Source organism: Sphingobacterium sp. N143 (genome assembly GCF_030325625.1).
In the GTDB taxonomy this organism is placed as follows: domain Bacteria; phylum Bacteroidota; class Bacteroidia; order Sphingobacteriales; family Sphingobacteriaceae; genus Sphingobacterium.
Map to the genome: position 1 here is coordinate 446,308 of NZ_JACAIS010000001.1, position 15,507 is coordinate 461,814.

At 40.4% G+C, this 15,507-nt stretch carries 8 protein-coding genes, 1 tRNA gene and 1 riboswitch; of the genes, 3 read left to right on the top strand and 6 right to left on the bottom strand.

Annotated elements, in window-relative coordinates; genetic code table 11:
• Positions 1-25: 25 nt before the first annotated feature.
• The 4 genes from HX021_RS01910 to HX021_RS01925 form a co-directional block, all read right to left on the bottom strand.
• Positions 26-1,207 carry a homoserine dehydrogenase gene (locus tag HX021_RS01910; RefSeq protein WP_286587907.1) on the bottom strand — a complete coding sequence of 394 codons (1,182 nt, stop codon included), beginning with the start codon at positions 1,205-1,207 and terminating at the stop codon, positions 26-28.
• Between the two features lie 39 nt (positions 1,208-1,246).
• Positions 1,247-2,290, bottom strand: coding sequence for a homoserine O-acetyltransferase family protein (locus HX021_RS01915; RefSeq protein ID WP_286587909.1), 1,044 nt, complete (start codon positions 2,288-2,290; stop codon positions 1,247-1,249).
• 29 nt (positions 2,291-2,319) lie between these two features.
• Positions 2,320-3,630: an O-acetylhomoserine aminocarboxypropyltransferase/cysteine synthase family protein gene (locus HX021_RS01920; RefSeq protein ID WP_286587911.1), complete on the bottom strand. Its 1,311-nt coding sequence runs from the start codon at positions 3,628-3,630 to the stop codon at positions 2,320-2,322.
• A 223-nt stretch (positions 3,631-3,853) separates the two neighbouring features.
• Positions 3,854-3,966, bottom strand: a riboswitch (SAM riboswitch).
• Positions 3,967-4,144: 178 nt separating this feature from the next.
• Positions 4,145-6,181 (bottom strand): FUSC family protein, encoded by a 2,037-nt coding sequence (locus HX021_RS01925; protein ID WP_286587913.1) that lies wholly within the window; start codon positions 6,179-6,181, stop codon positions 4,145-4,147.
• 340 nt (positions 6,182-6,521) lie between these two features.
• Here HX021_RS01925 and HX021_RS01930 point away from each other — a divergent pair, with 340 nt between their 5' ends.
• Complete coding sequence (locus HX021_RS01930; protein WP_286587915.1) at positions 6,522-8,969, top strand: outer membrane beta-barrel protein; 2,448 nt, start codon at positions 6,522-6,524, stop codon at positions 8,967-8,969.
• A 95-nt stretch (positions 8,970-9,064) separates the two neighbouring features.
• Here the strand turns inward: HX021_RS01930 and HX021_RS01935 are convergent, their stop codons facing one another.
• Together HX021_RS01935 and HX021_RS01940 are read right to left on the bottom strand one after the other, a co-directional pair.
• Complete coding sequence (locus tag HX021_RS01935; protein ID WP_286587916.1) at positions 9,065-11,254, bottom strand: glutamine synthetase III family protein; 2,190 nt, start codon at positions 11,252-11,254, stop codon at positions 9,065-9,067.
• A gap of 171 nt (positions 11,255-11,425) precedes the next feature.
• The gene (locus tag HX021_RS01940) at positions 11,426-14,266 is read right to left on the bottom strand and encodes a prolyl oligopeptidase family serine peptidase (RefSeq protein WP_286587917.1); all 2,841 of its coding nucleotides are present in this window, start codon (positions 14,264-14,266) and stop codon (positions 11,426-11,428) included.
• 93 nt (positions 14,267-14,359) lie between these two features.
• On the opposite strand from HX021_RS01940, the gene HX021_RS01945 reads away from it, so the two are divergent.
• Together HX021_RS01945 and HX021_RS01950 are read left to right on the top strand one after the other, a co-directional pair.
• On the top strand, positions 14,360-15,094 hold the full coding sequence (locus HX021_RS01945; RefSeq protein ID WP_286587919.1) for an SIMPL domain-containing protein: 735 nt from the start codon (positions 14,360-14,362) through the stop codon (positions 15,092-15,094).
• A 114-nt stretch (positions 15,095-15,208) separates the two neighbouring features.
• A tRNA-Leu gene (locus tag HX021_RS01950) sits at positions 15,209-15,288 on the top strand.
• The last annotated feature ends 219 nt before the right edge of the window (positions 15,289-15,507 follow it).

Genomic DNA, 15,507 nt, shown 5'->3' on the forward strand with positions numbered 1-15,507 from the left:
AGGGATAGGTTGGTTGTTGATTGCCCTACGCGATTTCAGCAATGAAATTTCCTTCTTGATCCAAATCAGCTTTGTGGGTGGCAATCTGATGTAGATTAATGTGGCCTATAACATATTTAAAATCTGCAGCGTAATATCGTTCAGTGATTTCGTTAAAATTCAATTTCTCAATTAACTTATCGTCGGTGTATCTCAAGTATACCTTAATGACATAATCTTGGCTATAGTGTAAGGAGCTTGAATCCAGATGTTTTTTATATTCATAGCGGTAGCCATAGCGTAATGCCGCAATATCTGACAAAACTGCTGAGCCCGTCGGGTGACCACCAGCTCCCTTGCCATAGAAAAATTGTTCATCTGCAAAGGCCGCCTTGACCAATACCCCATTATTCTCGTTCTCGACATTATAAAGCATGCTCTCCTTGCTCACTAAACGAGGTAATACATAAAGCACCACTTTATTGCCATCAATTTCTTTGGCCGTAGGTATCAACTTGATCTTGAAATTCTTTTCCTTTGCAAAACGAATATCTTGGTGCCCCAATTTATCGATACCGATATTGAATACATCGTCAGGTTTGACATAAATACCATAGGCATGTGATGCGACAATACAGACCTTGAATTTAGGATCATAACCCCCCACATCCAAGGTAGGGTCGGTTTCTGCAAATCCGAGCTCCTGTGCTTTTTTTAAGGCATCAGCATACTGTTGATTTTCATTGAACACCTTCGAAAGAATATAGTTGGATGATCCATTGAAAATTCCGCTGACAGAATGTAACAACTCATTGTCATAATATTCTTCTAGATTCCGAATAATGGGAATACTGCCACATACTGCTCCTTCATAAAGTAAGCTTGTTCCAAATTCATGTTGGATGTTTACCAATTCCTCCAAATGGTTGGCAATCATTTTTTTATTGGCAGAAACTACATTTTTTCCAGATTTCAGGGCACGCACAGTTAATTGATAGGCTGCCTCTGCATCATCGATTAGCTCAACAACGGTGTTGATATCCGGATCATTTAAGATAGCCTCAGCATCGGTAGAAAATAAATCGGCTGGTAAAGACCGTTTTTTATCAGCATTTTTAATGACGAATTTCTTGATTTCCAGATTAAGATTTTTGGTTTTGATGATGTCATATAGACCCTGGCCCACAACCCCAAATCCAAACATCCCTATCGTTAATTTGTTACTCATATTTCTTCTTAGATTCTCTTATATTAATGTTTACTTCTCTTATACTAATTCATTGATATATTCTTTCTTATCTTCTAGGAAAGTAGTAATGATTGCTGTTAGTTTTTTTGTTTCGATCAAAAAACCATCATGGCCGTAGGTCGATTCAATTTCCTGATAGCAGGCATTAGGAATATGTTGAGCAATAAATTGCTGTTCTTCAGGAGGGAAAAGCAGGTCAGTGTCAACTCCTAAGACCAATGTCGGACAGGAGATACTGGCCAGTGCAGCTGTTATAGATGCTCTGCCCCGTCCCAGGTTATGGCTGTCCATTGCTTTTGTCAGGTAAAAATAACTGTAAGCATTGTAGCGCCGCACCAATTTTTCGCCCTGATAATTCTGATATGAAGCAGCTCGGTAATGATCACGTTTGTTCGGATCGTCATCTTGCTGCGTATGCCCATAGGTTGTATAATTACGGTAAGATAACAGGGCAATAGATCTGGCGACTTTGAGGCCTTTTATGCCTCCATCCGGATGGTTAGCATAAAAAGTTCGGTCAGCAGTAATCGCTAGCCGTTGACTTTCGTTAAATGCGATGCCCCAAGGGGAGTGTACTGCATTGGTGCCTACAACGATAAGATGATCGATCAAGATTTCATTTGAAGCTGCCCATTCCAATGCCTGTTGCCCACCCAAAGACCCGCCTATTAAAACCGCTATCTGTTGGATGGCAAGATGAGCAGCAAGTAACTGATGGGCCTTAACTAAATCTTTGATCGTAAATTCCGGAAAAGAAAGGTAGTAAGGTTGACCAGTTAATGGGTTGATGGATAGCGGATTGGTTCCATTATAAGCTGAGCCAATCACATTTGCGCAGATGATGCAGTAATCGTCTGGATTGAATAGCTCCGTTGCCCCAAAAAGGCCGGGCCACCAATCCAGTACATTCGCATTTGCTGTTAGCGCATGGCATACCCAGACCACATTATTATGTGCTGCATTGAGCTCCCCAAATACTTCATAACTGATCTGTAGATCAATAATTTCCTTTCCATTCTCAAATACAAAAGGCTTAGGGTGTTGATAGATATGCCTGCTCATAGGATGCTTAAATGTTGATCGTTTATTGACTATTTGATTTTATCAAATGCTTGTTGTAGGTCGGCTTTGATATCATCAATGTGTTCTATTCCTACCGAAAGACGCAATACTCCTGGAAATACTCCAGCATTGGCTTGATCCTCTTCGCTTAGCTGTTGATGCGTAGTCGCTGAAGGATGAATGATTAATGATTTGGTATCGCCCACATTGGCTAGGTGACTGATTAATTCCAGGCTATCGATAAAGTTATTCGCTTTTTGGGCCGCATCACCTTTTAATTGAAATGAAAGTACAGCACCATAACCATTCTTAAGATATTTTTGTGCATTGGCAAAACTTGGCGAGCTTTTCAATCCCGGGTAATTTACTTTTTCAACTTGTGGGTGAGCTTCAAGCCATTTGGCAATTTCTAAGGTATTGTCAACATGGCGTTGTACGCGTAACGACAGTGTTTCTAGTCCCTGAAGCAGGAGGAAAGAATTGAACGGCGAGAGGGCAGGACCAAAATCCCGCAAGCCTTCCACACGTGCCCGAATAGCAAACTGAATATTTCCAAAAGGACCATTTTCACCAAATACTTCAGAAAAAACCAATCCATGGTAACCTTCGGAAGGTTCGGAAAATTGTGGGTATTTTCCATTGCCCCAATTATAATTTCCACCATCAATAATTACCCCGCCGATGCTGGTTCCATGACCACCGATCCATTTGGTTGCGGATTCAACAACAACATGTGCTCCATGTTCCAATGGTTTGAATAGATAGCCTCCCGCTCCAAAAGTATTATCGACAATCAGGGGAAGATCATATTTTTTTGCAACTGCGGCAATTTTTTCAAAATCAGGAATATTGAAACTTGGATTACCAATAGTCTCTACAAAGATCGCTTTTGTCTTCTCATCAATTAGGGCTTCAATCTTATCTGATTCAGCGTCTGTAGCAAAACGAGCTTCGATACCCAATCGTTTAAAGGCAACCTTGAATTGGTTAAATGTACCCCCATACAGATTGGATCCAGCGACAAAGTTGTCACCATTTTCTAGGATATTGTTTAATGCAATAAATTGTGCTGCCTGACCCGATGCGACGGCAAGTGCCGAAACACCCCCTTCAAGAGCCGCAATACGTTGTTCAAAAACATCTGTGGTCGGATTCATAATCCGTGTATAGATATTCCCGAATTGTTTTAATGCGAATAAATTGGCCCCATGTTCGGCATCTTCAAATACAAATGAGGTGGTTTGATATATGGGTACAGCTCTGGAACCTGTTGTAGGGTCAGCAACTTGTCCGGCATGGACCTGTAATGTTTCGAATTTTAGATTTTTGTTTGAAGACATAATATCTTAGATTTTAAGGGTTCAAAAAGAATGATTAACGAGAAAAAAGAAGCATACACACCTTCATAAAGGTCTGTTAAATCGCATCCAAGAAAAAGGAAATGATCTTTAACAAGTTGGAAAGTGCATATGCATACGCATTCGCATAGACATGGCGGTGCTATGTATTGCTCTTTTACTTGTTAAATGGTCTGTCTGTAATGTAATAATCATTGTCTTATTTCATTTATATGCTCCAAAACGATATTGTTTTGGACAGGATTTGGCACCTTTTCAAGCAAATTGAAGGTTGCCAGTGGGTCATTGAGCCAGTCTCTCGCCACTTCTTTATAAATCAAGACCTGCTGATTAAGGAAGGTGTTGATTAGAAATCTTCATTTGAAGACCTTGCAAATATAAACTTCTTTTTTAGTAATGCAAAAGAAAAGCTGTTTTTTTAGTTAAACTATTTTTGGATGGGAACTGTTCCGGAAAGGAATTAGCCGGTTGTTTGGTACCAGGAGGTGAGCGGATGTTAATTCAGTATTTCTCGTTTGGCTTTATTTAGATTGATATGTTCAGCGATTTGTTCCAAATCTGTCAAAAGCGGTTTTAACGCATTGATTCTGTCGTACAGATCGCCCTGTGCATGGACTTGATTCTTTTTACTCAATAAAATTGAAAGCCCGACCAAATGGGAATTGATTCGATAGGATAGTGCCTGGAAGTAATGGATATATGTCCAGTCCAACCATTTATGTTCAGGTTCTTTGCGCATCTGATTGATAGAGGCGGAGAATAATGCCATGGCTGTTTGTGCCTTTTTCCTGGCCAACCGTAGATCAAAGGAACTCTCTAAATCATGATAAAGACCTTTGTTGATGACTTCAAAGTAATACTGATTGTAAAGTGATACTTCTTTGGCCAATTGGATCATGCTCGTACTTTGGCGGACTGGGATCAGGTAGTATCCGACAATAGTTAAGAAGGCACCTATTAGCGTAAACGCGATGCGGCTGCCTAAGATCAGGTTAATATTACCCTCAAATAGGTTTAAAGCGATGACTATTCCAACGGTGATAAAAATAACACTAACCATGTAGTTGGAACGATTGAACAGAAAAAAGCCAAAAAGACCTAAGGTGGAAATAAGGAGGAGCAGAGTGATGTCATGACAAGCCGATAAGCAAAATAGACCGGTCAAAATGCCAGAAAATGTTCCAACGATCCGTTCAATATTGCGGCTTTTTGTCATCGAAAATGCGGGCCTGGCAACAATGGCGATGGTGAGCAGAATCCAATAGGTATATTTAAAATCCAAAAATAAGATACCGATTAAGGCGCCGACACTAAAGAGCAATGCCATACGGAGGGCAAAGCGAAATAAAGGGTTTTTAGTATTGAGCTTATCCTTGATCTCATGCAGACTGCTTAATGGGCGATTGATGAATTGTTGATACTCTTCCGTTCCGATTCTGTTTTTGATTTCCTGATTTTGGTAAAAGGCAACCTGAATACGGTTGAGTACTTCGATGATCGCCTCAATATTGGTCACAATGGAGGAAAGGATCGGCTTTGCTGGTCCATTCTGCTGTTCCTGGATAGCGTTGAGCTTGCTTAGGATCTCGTTGATTTTAATATTGTTGTAATACAATTGATGTTCGTAACGGAACCTAGTTTTTGGGTGTGAAAAGCTCTCAATTTCCAACGCTAAAAGGTTGATGGCATGCCGAATAAGGGGAAGACTGCCGGTCGGGGAAAGGTTTTTGCGAATGGCATCATAGTCATGATCAAGGGCAATGATCAGTTCATGGAGATCAATTAAACCATAGACCTGGCTGAGCCAGTAATTACTTTTATGCCACTGATAACCAATGATTTTTTTTTCACGAAATAACAATGAGCGAATTTGCTCCTGTTGTTCACTTATTTGCCCATGAATTTTTCCGACCCGGCTATACGTGAGGTTCAGCGGGATGTTGGGGTCGTAAGATTGTGCACGTATAAGCAAAAATTGGGACAGTCCATGGAAACCATTGGCCATAGCATGCCGCAAAGAACGATACGGAAGAACATAAGCTTGTAAAAGACTAAAAAAATAATAAATACAGGCTCCTGTTGCAATATGCAAACTTACAGTAATCGGTTGTTGCGGGGTCAGGCCAATAACAAAGCTCATTAAAATGAGGGTCATATTACCAATAGCCGCATAGCGGGGACCAAATAAACCATATAATGTGCAGATAAACCCAGCCAGTCCCAAAAGGATGACCAGTGGCCAATGATATGGAAATAGATAGGCGGTAAGTAAGGTGGCGATAAAGAATGTAGGTATACATATCAAGGCCGAATGAAGTTTGTCTTTCCGGTTTCCTGGCGGGTCGGTCAAGGTCGTCAATAATGAACCTACTCCAATACCGATGGCTGTATTGGCATGGGCCCCCAGAAGATAAATTGCTAAAGCAGGTAAGATGCTGATAGAAACATTCCGTAGCGCATCACCACTGTGCTCGCCTTGGACAAAGCGCATAATCTGGCCCCGCATACGGTAAAATCTTCTTTTTAATGACACGACGTTTATCAATCAGTTTGCTAATTTTTTCGGCAAAAATACAAATATTATGTTTAATATTTTATTTATTCATTTTAATTATTTTGAATATTTACGTTTTTATGAATTTTTATTTTGAATCACTTCTCTGCCAAACACCTGTGAAAGCCAGGCCCAATGAATGAGCTTCTCCTGGGATACTGGTTGAAAAACGATAAAATGGTTTACCGAAGTTATTTCTCCATTTACCGACTATTTTGGTGTTTCTGTCTATTTCTACTGGTATACATGTAATGAATACTGGATGTTTGCTGTCATCTAAATGAACTCACTATCCAATTGATGGTATAAACAAAACATAATGAACTCACAAAAAAAGAAACTGCCGTTATTCATTCTTATGGTTCTATTTTTTTTCCAGGGAGCTGTTTTTGGACAATCTGGTGGCGGAAAGCTAAATGCCATTGTCGTTGGCCAGGCTGGGCGGCCGATTCATGCTGCCAGTGTTTTACTGTTGCGAAGCCCCAGTGATATACCATTGAAAGGTACATTGTCCAAAGAGAATGGTGCGATTGAATTACAGGAAATCCCTGAAGGGAAATATACGATGCAGGTATCGGCGGTAGGGTATGCGGTCTATCGTTCCGACGAAGTCATGTTAAAGACAGGTAGCAGGCTGACCTTGGATACCATTCGCTTACAAGTAACTGCTCAGGTTTTGAGTGAAGCGCAGGTGATCGGTAAGAAACCGTTGATCGAAAGTCAATTGGATAAAATTGTGCTGAATGTGGAAAATAGTGTATTGGCAACTGGAAATAATGCATTGGAGCTTCTCCAAAAGGTGCCGGGTGTTACCTTGGACAATAAAAAAATAAATCTGCGCGGAAAAAGCAATGTCGTTATTATGCTTGATGGGAAACCTACCTATCTTTCTGCAGATGAAGTTTCTCGGCTGTTGGAAAATACCGCCTCAAATTCAATTGCGTCAATTGAAGTATTAACCAATCCACCGGCAAAATATGATGCTGCCGGAAATGCGGGTATCATCAATATCAAAACCAAGAAAAATACGCAGTTCGGTAGTAATGTGAGCTTAAACTTGAACCTTGGACAGGGAAAATATGGAAAAATAGATGGAGGCTTTCTACTTAATCATCGAAACAATTGGGTGAATTTGTTTACCTCATATAATTATAATAACAGCTTAGGATTTAATGATTTAACTATCGACCGCTCCGTGCATGATTCAGCAACAGTGACTTACTTCAATTCAGATTCTTATTCCAAGTTTCGTTACCGCGCGCATAATTTTAAATTTGCAGCAGATTTTGACCTAGGGAAACATGAGGTGCTTGGCTTTGTGGTGAATGGCAATGTGAGCGGTGGAAATTCTACACGGCAGGGAACCAATTTGATTGCCTCAGAAAAAGGAAAACTAGATTCAGTTGTATTGGGGAGTAATTTTTCGGATTTCAGCTATCATTACCTAACCTATAATCTCAACTACAAAAAAAGCTTCGACAGTTTAGGGACTGAACTGACAGCTAACGCTGATTATTCCTATTCCAAAAATCAAGATAAAAGCAATGTAGGCAACCGTTTTCTGGATGCGGATTGGGAAGAGTTTAAGATGCCCAAGGTTTTTCGAAACGATATGCTGTCGAATACCAAAATTCTTGTTTTTAAAACCGATTTTGTCCATCCTTTTGATAAGACAACCAAATTTGAAGCAGGCCTGAAATACAGTCGCGTGAAAACCGATAATAATTTGATCTATGCGAATCAAAATCACGAAGGGGAGTTTGTGCTGGACAAGAAACAGAGCAATCGTTTTTTATATCATGAAAATATTGTCGCGGCTTATTTTACCTTGAATAAATCCTTTGGCAAATTTTCGGTACAAACAGGACTCCGTATTGAAAATACAGGTTCACTAGGGAATTCAGTGACTTTGGGGCAGCAGACCAGGTGTAATTATACGGATTTCTTTCCAACGCTATTCATGCAGCAACAGATCAATGATCATCACAAACTTGGCCTCAGTTATAGCCGAAGGATAGACCGCCCGGATTATGGTGCATTGAATCCATTTATTTATTATCTGGACCAGTATACTTATCAATATGGTAACCCATATTTGAACCCACAATATACCAATTCGTATGAATTGAATTATACTTTTAAGGAACGTTACTTGTTGAACCTTGGCTACAAGAGGACCAGCGATGCGATCACGCAGGTGATCGAGAGCAATTCAGCGACCAAAGCCATTGCACAGACCGACCGGAATTTAACTTATTTCGATTATTACAATATGAATATTACTGTACCGGTTAAGCTGTTCAAATGGTGGACTACCTCCAACAATGCATCTGCATTTTACAGTAAATATAATTTTGATGCGCGTTCGGGTGCCCCGCGGCAATTGGAAAAACTATCTTTTCAGGTGAGTTCCAGTCATGATATCCATATTGGTGAAACCTCCAGTGTTGAGCTGACGGCGAATTATTTCTCTCCGGCGGTCTATGGTGTCTTCAGCTTTCAGTCGTACTATGGGGTAGACGTAGGGGCTGGAAAAACATTGTTCGATAAAAAACTAAATGTGAAGCTTGCCGTGAATGATATATTGAATACCAGGGGCAAGCGGAGATTGTCCAGCTATCAGGAAAATGGCTATTACCATATCCGAAACGGATATGATAGTCGGGTGATCCGCCTTTCACTGTCGTATCGTTTTGGAAACGTCAATATAAAGTCAGTGAATAAGAGGGGCGGCGATAATGAGGAAGACAGCCGTTTAAAAAAATAATTGTACGGGTGGGTAAAGTTTCTGCATAAACCCACTGGTATCCAACTAAAAAGAGCACCCCAGCTGGGGTGCTCTTTTTAGTTGGGAGCTATATATTAGCTTAAAAATAGAATCTCTCTCAATTTTGGAAGAGGCCATTTTTTATCGTCCACGATTTTTTCCAATTTGTTGACATGGTAACGGATCACATCGAAATATGGTTTTACCTGCTCATCGTAAGCGATTGATTTTTCACGTACATCTTCAATCTGGTTTGCTTTCTTACGTTCTTGGCGCATAGCTTCAGCTTGCTCCAGAATAGTGTTTACATGTGTTGAGATGCGTTCCACAAAATTCAATTGTGAACTGAATGCTGCTGGTGCCAGACCTAAGTCTTTAAGGCCTTTCACATTTTCAATCAATTCATTTTGGTAAGTGAAACATGCCGGAGCGATTTGGTTGTTGACCATTTCCTCGATCACACGAGCTTCAATCTGAAGTTTCTTATAGAAATTTTCCAATAAGATCTCGTGACGGGCTTCTGATTCACGTTTTGTATAGATACCCAATGACTCAAATAAAGTCAATGACTCTTCTTTCACATAGACATCCAATGCTTTCGGTGTAGATTTGATGTTCGAAAGGCCACGTGCTGCAGCTTCTTTTTCCCATTCTTCACTATATCCGTTTCCTTCAAAACGGATCGCTTTTGAATCTTTGATGTATTTACGGACAACATTTAAGATCGCAAGATCTTTTTTCGTGCCTTTTTTGATCTGTTTATCTACTTCGGTTTTGAATTCGATCAATTGTGCCGCGACGATCGCATTTAATACGGTCATTGGTAGGGCAGAATTTGCAGAAGAGCCCACGGCGCGGAATTCAAATTTATTGCCAGTAAAAGCGAAAGGTGAAGTACGGTTACGGTCGGTATTGTCCAATTTCAATTCGGGGACTTTAGGGATGCCATGCCATAAGTTGGCTTCAGCTTTTACCTTTTTGGCCACACGAGCTGATTCTACTTCTTCTAATAATTCATCGAGTTGAGAACCTAAGAAGATGGAGATAATTGCCGGTGGAGCTTCGTTGGCACCTAAACGGTGATCGTTACTTGCACTAGCGATAGATGCACGCATTAAATCGGCATTTTCAAAAACAGCTTTGATGGTATTGACAAAGAATGTCAAAAACATCAAGTTGTTTTTAGGTGTTTTTCCTGGCGACAATAGATTCACACCGGTATTGGTGATCAAAGACCAGTTATTGTGTTTTCCGGAGCCATTGACGCCAGAATATGGTTTTTCGTGTAACAATACCTTGAAGTTATGTCTCAAAGCAACTTGCTCCATCACGTTCATCAACAATTGATTGTGATCTATTGCCAAGTTAATTTCTTCATACATTGGGGCACACTCAAATTGTGAGGGTGCAACCTCATTATGACGTGTTTTTAATGGAATACCTAATTTTAATGCCTCATTTTCCAGGTCCACCATATAGGCCAATACGCGCTCTGGGATCGCACCGAAGTAATGATCTTCCAGTTGTTGTCCTTTGGCAGACATATGGCCAAATAAGGTACGGCCAGTTAACTGAAGGTCTGGACGGGCATTATATAAAGATAGGTCAACCAAGAAATATTCTTGTTCAATACCCAGTGATGGATTTACTTTAGTGACCGATTTGTCAAAATATTGTGCGACCTCGGTTGCAGCCTTGTCAATCGCATTGATGGCTTTTAATAAAGGAGCCTTGTAATCTAGAGATTCTCCGGTATAGGAAACAAATACTGTAGGGATGCAGAGTGTTTTACCAGCACCTGTTTCATAGATGAAAGCAGGGGAGGAAGGATCCCATGCAGTATAACCTCTCGCTTCGAACGTGTTACGGATACCTCCGTTAGGGAATGATGATGCATCAGGCTCTTGTTGAACCAAGGCGTCTGCGGTGAATTTTTCAATGGCTTCACCATCATCATCGGGTTCAAAAAAGGCATCATGTTTTTCAGCGGTTGAACCTGTCAAAGGTTGAAACCAGTGTGTATAGTGAGAAACACCGTGATTAAGGGCCCATGTTTTCATGGCCTGAGAAATGTGCTCAGCCAGGTCCCTTGAAATAATCTGTCCCTCTTCAATGGATGCAACTAACTCCTTATATGAATTTTTTGGAAGGTAGTCTTTCATTTTGTTTATGGAAAAAACGTTTTTTCCATAAATGTCAGTTGCTTTTTTTGTTTCAACTTTTTCAAATGGAGCAATTTGGCGTGAGCCTGCTGCTTCTACTGCTTTGAATCTTAGGTTCGACATTTGTATTTTATAATTAAATTACAGTTTTGTTGATTTTGTTTTTCAAAAGTATTGTGTTTTTGTTAAAAATTGAAATTTTTTTCAATGTTTTTTATAAAATAACTGTTATAAAATGATTTTTGGTCAAAAAAAACAGGGTAATGTAGTGAAATTACCCTGTTTTGATATTCGTTACTTGTAATCTAGGCCCCAGTCTATCCCTTTTAAGGTTGCTGGAACACCTTTCTTGAGCCAATTGGGTGCCGGAGCTCCTTTTAAGTAATGATCGAAGAATTGCTGTTCCCGAATCTGTATATCTTTCCTATTCTGTCTTTGGATTAGGTTATGTTCGTCACCATTATAATTTAACATCCACACAGGTTTGTTTAACCGTCGAAGGGCGGTAAACATTTCGATTCCTTGATACCAAGGAACGGCTCCATCGTTATCATTGGCCATGATCACGACCGGCGTATTTACTTTATCCAAATGAAACAAAGGTGAGTTTTCAATATATAGTTCTGGTGCTTCCCATAATGTTTTTCCAATGCGGCTTTGGGTATGCTCATATTGAAACTGACGGGACATGCCTGATTGCCACCGTATGCCACCATAAGCCGATGTCATATTGACCACAGGAGCCCCAGTCCATGCTGCCGCATACATATTGGTACGTGTAATGAGATGCGCAACTTGATACCCACCCCAACTTTGTCCCTGGATTCCCATTTTGGTGCTATCTACCCATGGATTTTGGGCGAGGTATTTCATGCCTGAATTGATATATTCTTCTGCTGATTTGCCGGGATGTCCGGTTTCATAGCTAATATTGGGCGCAAATACCAGATATTCGTTACTCACAAAGAAGGGTATATTTAGCCGGGAAGGCGTAGGGGCTGGGGGCTGATAGGTATGGAGGCCGTCCGACAGTTTCTCATAGAAATAAGCAATGATAGGGTATTTTTTTGCAGGATTGAAGTTCGCTGGTTTATAGAGAATGCCTTCGGCCGGATGCCCCGCAGGGGTGGTCCAGTGGACAAGTTCCGCCGTTCCCCAATTATAGTTTGCCTGTTGTTGATTAATGGCGGATAGTCGCACTTCATCCTTAAACTTACTATTATTGACGTAAATATCGGGTGAATGAACATAATCTTCCTTGCTGTATAGAATGGTTTGTTGGTCAGCGGAAGAACTGATGTTCTTAAAGCTTTTTGGCTCCACTAAGAGCATCTTCGGATCATTATGCTGACCTTTAAACTGATAAAAACCGGATTCTTTGGTTTTATTGTCAAAGGATGTCAAAAGACCGCCTTTTTTATAATCCAAAGTTAAAGCCTGATCACGGTCTTCTTCGCGGCGTAGGGGAAGATAACGTAGTGTTGTCTGGGAGGCTGCACCATATCCATTGGTCAGAATTGATTTTTTGGATCCATCCAGATTGAAATACCAGATGTCATATCTGGAGTTGACATAGATACCTTTAAAATCAGGGCTCCAAGCAGCCATACCATATCCCTGTGCAGTGCTGGGCATATCATTCTCCACATCCGCAAAAGCAGCTGGAATGCCATCATTCAAGACGATTTTTCTTTTTGAGCTCACTTGATAGGAGTTCCAGGTTCCTTTATCCTGGTCAAAATAGACTATATATTTTGCGTCGGGACTTAAGCTTGCCGTTCCCGAAAAGTTGGAAAGAATCAATTCCCGGTTTCCAGTTCTTGTCGAAACAAGATAAATATCATCCCTTGTTCTACCTTCCCATTGGCTCTCAATCCGCTTTCCAAAATCTGTGCGGGCCAAAATATATTCAGCATTTCCGTCAGGTGTAAGCATGGTCGAATTAAACGTTTCATCTGTTAAGGGGATAACATTGCGGTTGCTTTTAGGGTAAGTAACTGCGAGGAAGCTTTTTGCTAGGTCCTTTTTCAGATTGACCAGCTGCATGGGCTGCAAATAATCGTCCTGCCATCCCCATACATCGACCTTGGCATGTTCAAAATCAACTAACGTGGTGTCTTTGATCCGTGGGATAGGCGCAATGCCAAAGAAAAGCTTTTGACCATCTTTGCTAAAGCGAATGTGGCCATCGCCACTGACAGCCCAATTTTTGGGAATACCATGGCTGCTTTGCGTGGCCAAGTATTGTGCCGTATCGATGCCTGCTGAGTAATAGTAAAGATTATACTTCTTAAGCAGGGCCTTTTCATTGGAGAGATCTCCCAAATAGGCCAATTGATTTCCTGATTCGTCAAAACTGAAGTTCTTATAATCGCCCTGACCATTTGATATTTTCTTTAGATTTTTAGTGGTTACATCATAGAGGTAAACCCCAGATTCCTTTGATAGGCCCTCGTTGGCATTTTTGGTCTCTACTTTCTTGGAGAAAACAATTTTGGTCCCGTTATTATTCCAAGCGTACTGGTCGACAGACGTAAATTGAACAGAATCACCTGAATTCAAATTATAAAGGGCCAGTGTGGCCGTTTTCTTCTGTTTATCGGTATTTTTTTTTGCTTCGGTGGTTTCTCCTCCTGTATTACCTGTATTAATGGAAGCAGGTTTTTCATTTGTTTCTTTGTCGAAAAGGAATGAAACGAAATTATTGCCTTGTTCCGCAAGCTTGTATGACTTTACCTGAGCAAATTTGACAACAGATGATGTGGTCAGGTTGTAGATGACCAGGGAGTCTTTTGGGAAATCCGCCGCCTTTTTCTTTTTGATTTTGGCCTCTCTGGTAAGTGCAAATGGAGCTTTGATCAGACTGATCAGATGATTTTCCGTATCGGTCAGTTGTGCGTTATACCCTCTGGCGACCTGAATAAGTTCCTTGTTCTCTTTTGTTTTCAATAAAAGTTGATTGTCTCCTTCCTGTGGATTCACTTGGTAAAGGATAAACTTACCGGATTTGCTGATGTATGGAGTGGAGATGCTTTGCCAGCTATCATATACTGTATGGTCTAATGGTTTCTTTTGTGCTTGAGCTGCAAGTGTCACAAGAAAGCAGAATGGAATACAGATATTTTTCTTATTCATATTTAATTCTTTTTGTCGCAATTTATCTATAAAAAATAAAAAAACGTTGATTTTTTGGTATATTCATTGTTACGTAAATATAAAAAACTGGTTATGAAATCACCATCTGTTATTATTTCTATTATCGTGGGCATTGTTGTACTGCTAACTGCATGGATATTGGGAGCTGCTTATCGGTACAAGTTTAATTCCACGCAGACAATTACTGTAAATGGTAATGCGAAAAAAGATTTTGAATCCGACTTGGTCAAGTGGAATGCTACTTTTAGTAGAAAAAATTATGAATTAAGTGCGGCTTCGGCACAATTAGCCACCGATCGTAATCTGGTGCGGGATTTTTTGGTCCAACAAGGAGTTAAAGCCAATGAAATTCGTTTTGAGGCGGTCAATATTGCGAAAGATTTCGAATATCATACAGATGGTAAAGGAAACGGTTACAATACTTTTTCAGGTTATACCTTATCGCAGACCGTCAGTGTGGAATCAAAAGACCTCAATAAAGTGGATAATGCCTCAAGAGAGATTTCAACTTTGATTTCGAAAGGGATAGAACTGAGTTCAAGCGTACCCAATTATTATTATTCGAAACTGGAAGATTTAAAACTGGAGCTCATTTCACAGGCTTCCAAAAATGCCCACCAGCGGGCCGTAAATATTGCGGAGGAAGCTGATGCCGGGCTTGGGGATTTGGTAAAAGCGGATCTTGGAATTTTTCAGATAACTGGTCAAAATGATAATGAAGAATACTCTTCGGGTGGGGCCTTTAACACAACTTCACGTAAGAAAACAGCAAATATAACCGTGAAAGCAAGCTTTCTGAGCAACTGATGAAAAAATAGTTGGCTGTTTTTCAGTACTCTATTGTGGATGGTAGAAAATTTATTCAAAAAGTTTTCGCCTTTTCAATAAAAAGCCTACTTTTGCATCATTCCAAATGGAAATGCCCGGATGGCGGAATTGGTAGACGCGCTGGTCTCAAACACCAGTGGGAAACCGTGCCGGTTCGACTCCGGCTCCGGGTACAAAGCCCTCTTTACATGACGTAGAGAGGGCTTTATGTTTGGCATATATTCCATTGAACATGATTGGCTGTCCCCAAATGAAGCCATCTTTGAAAGTGTGCCCACACAATGGCCTGTTAAATAAACCTCATACCTGTCTAATTTATGGTCCCGCATATTTTTGCTATTTCTTGATACTTTGCTGATTCTCTGATATTTCCTTAGTCTCACTTTGGACCA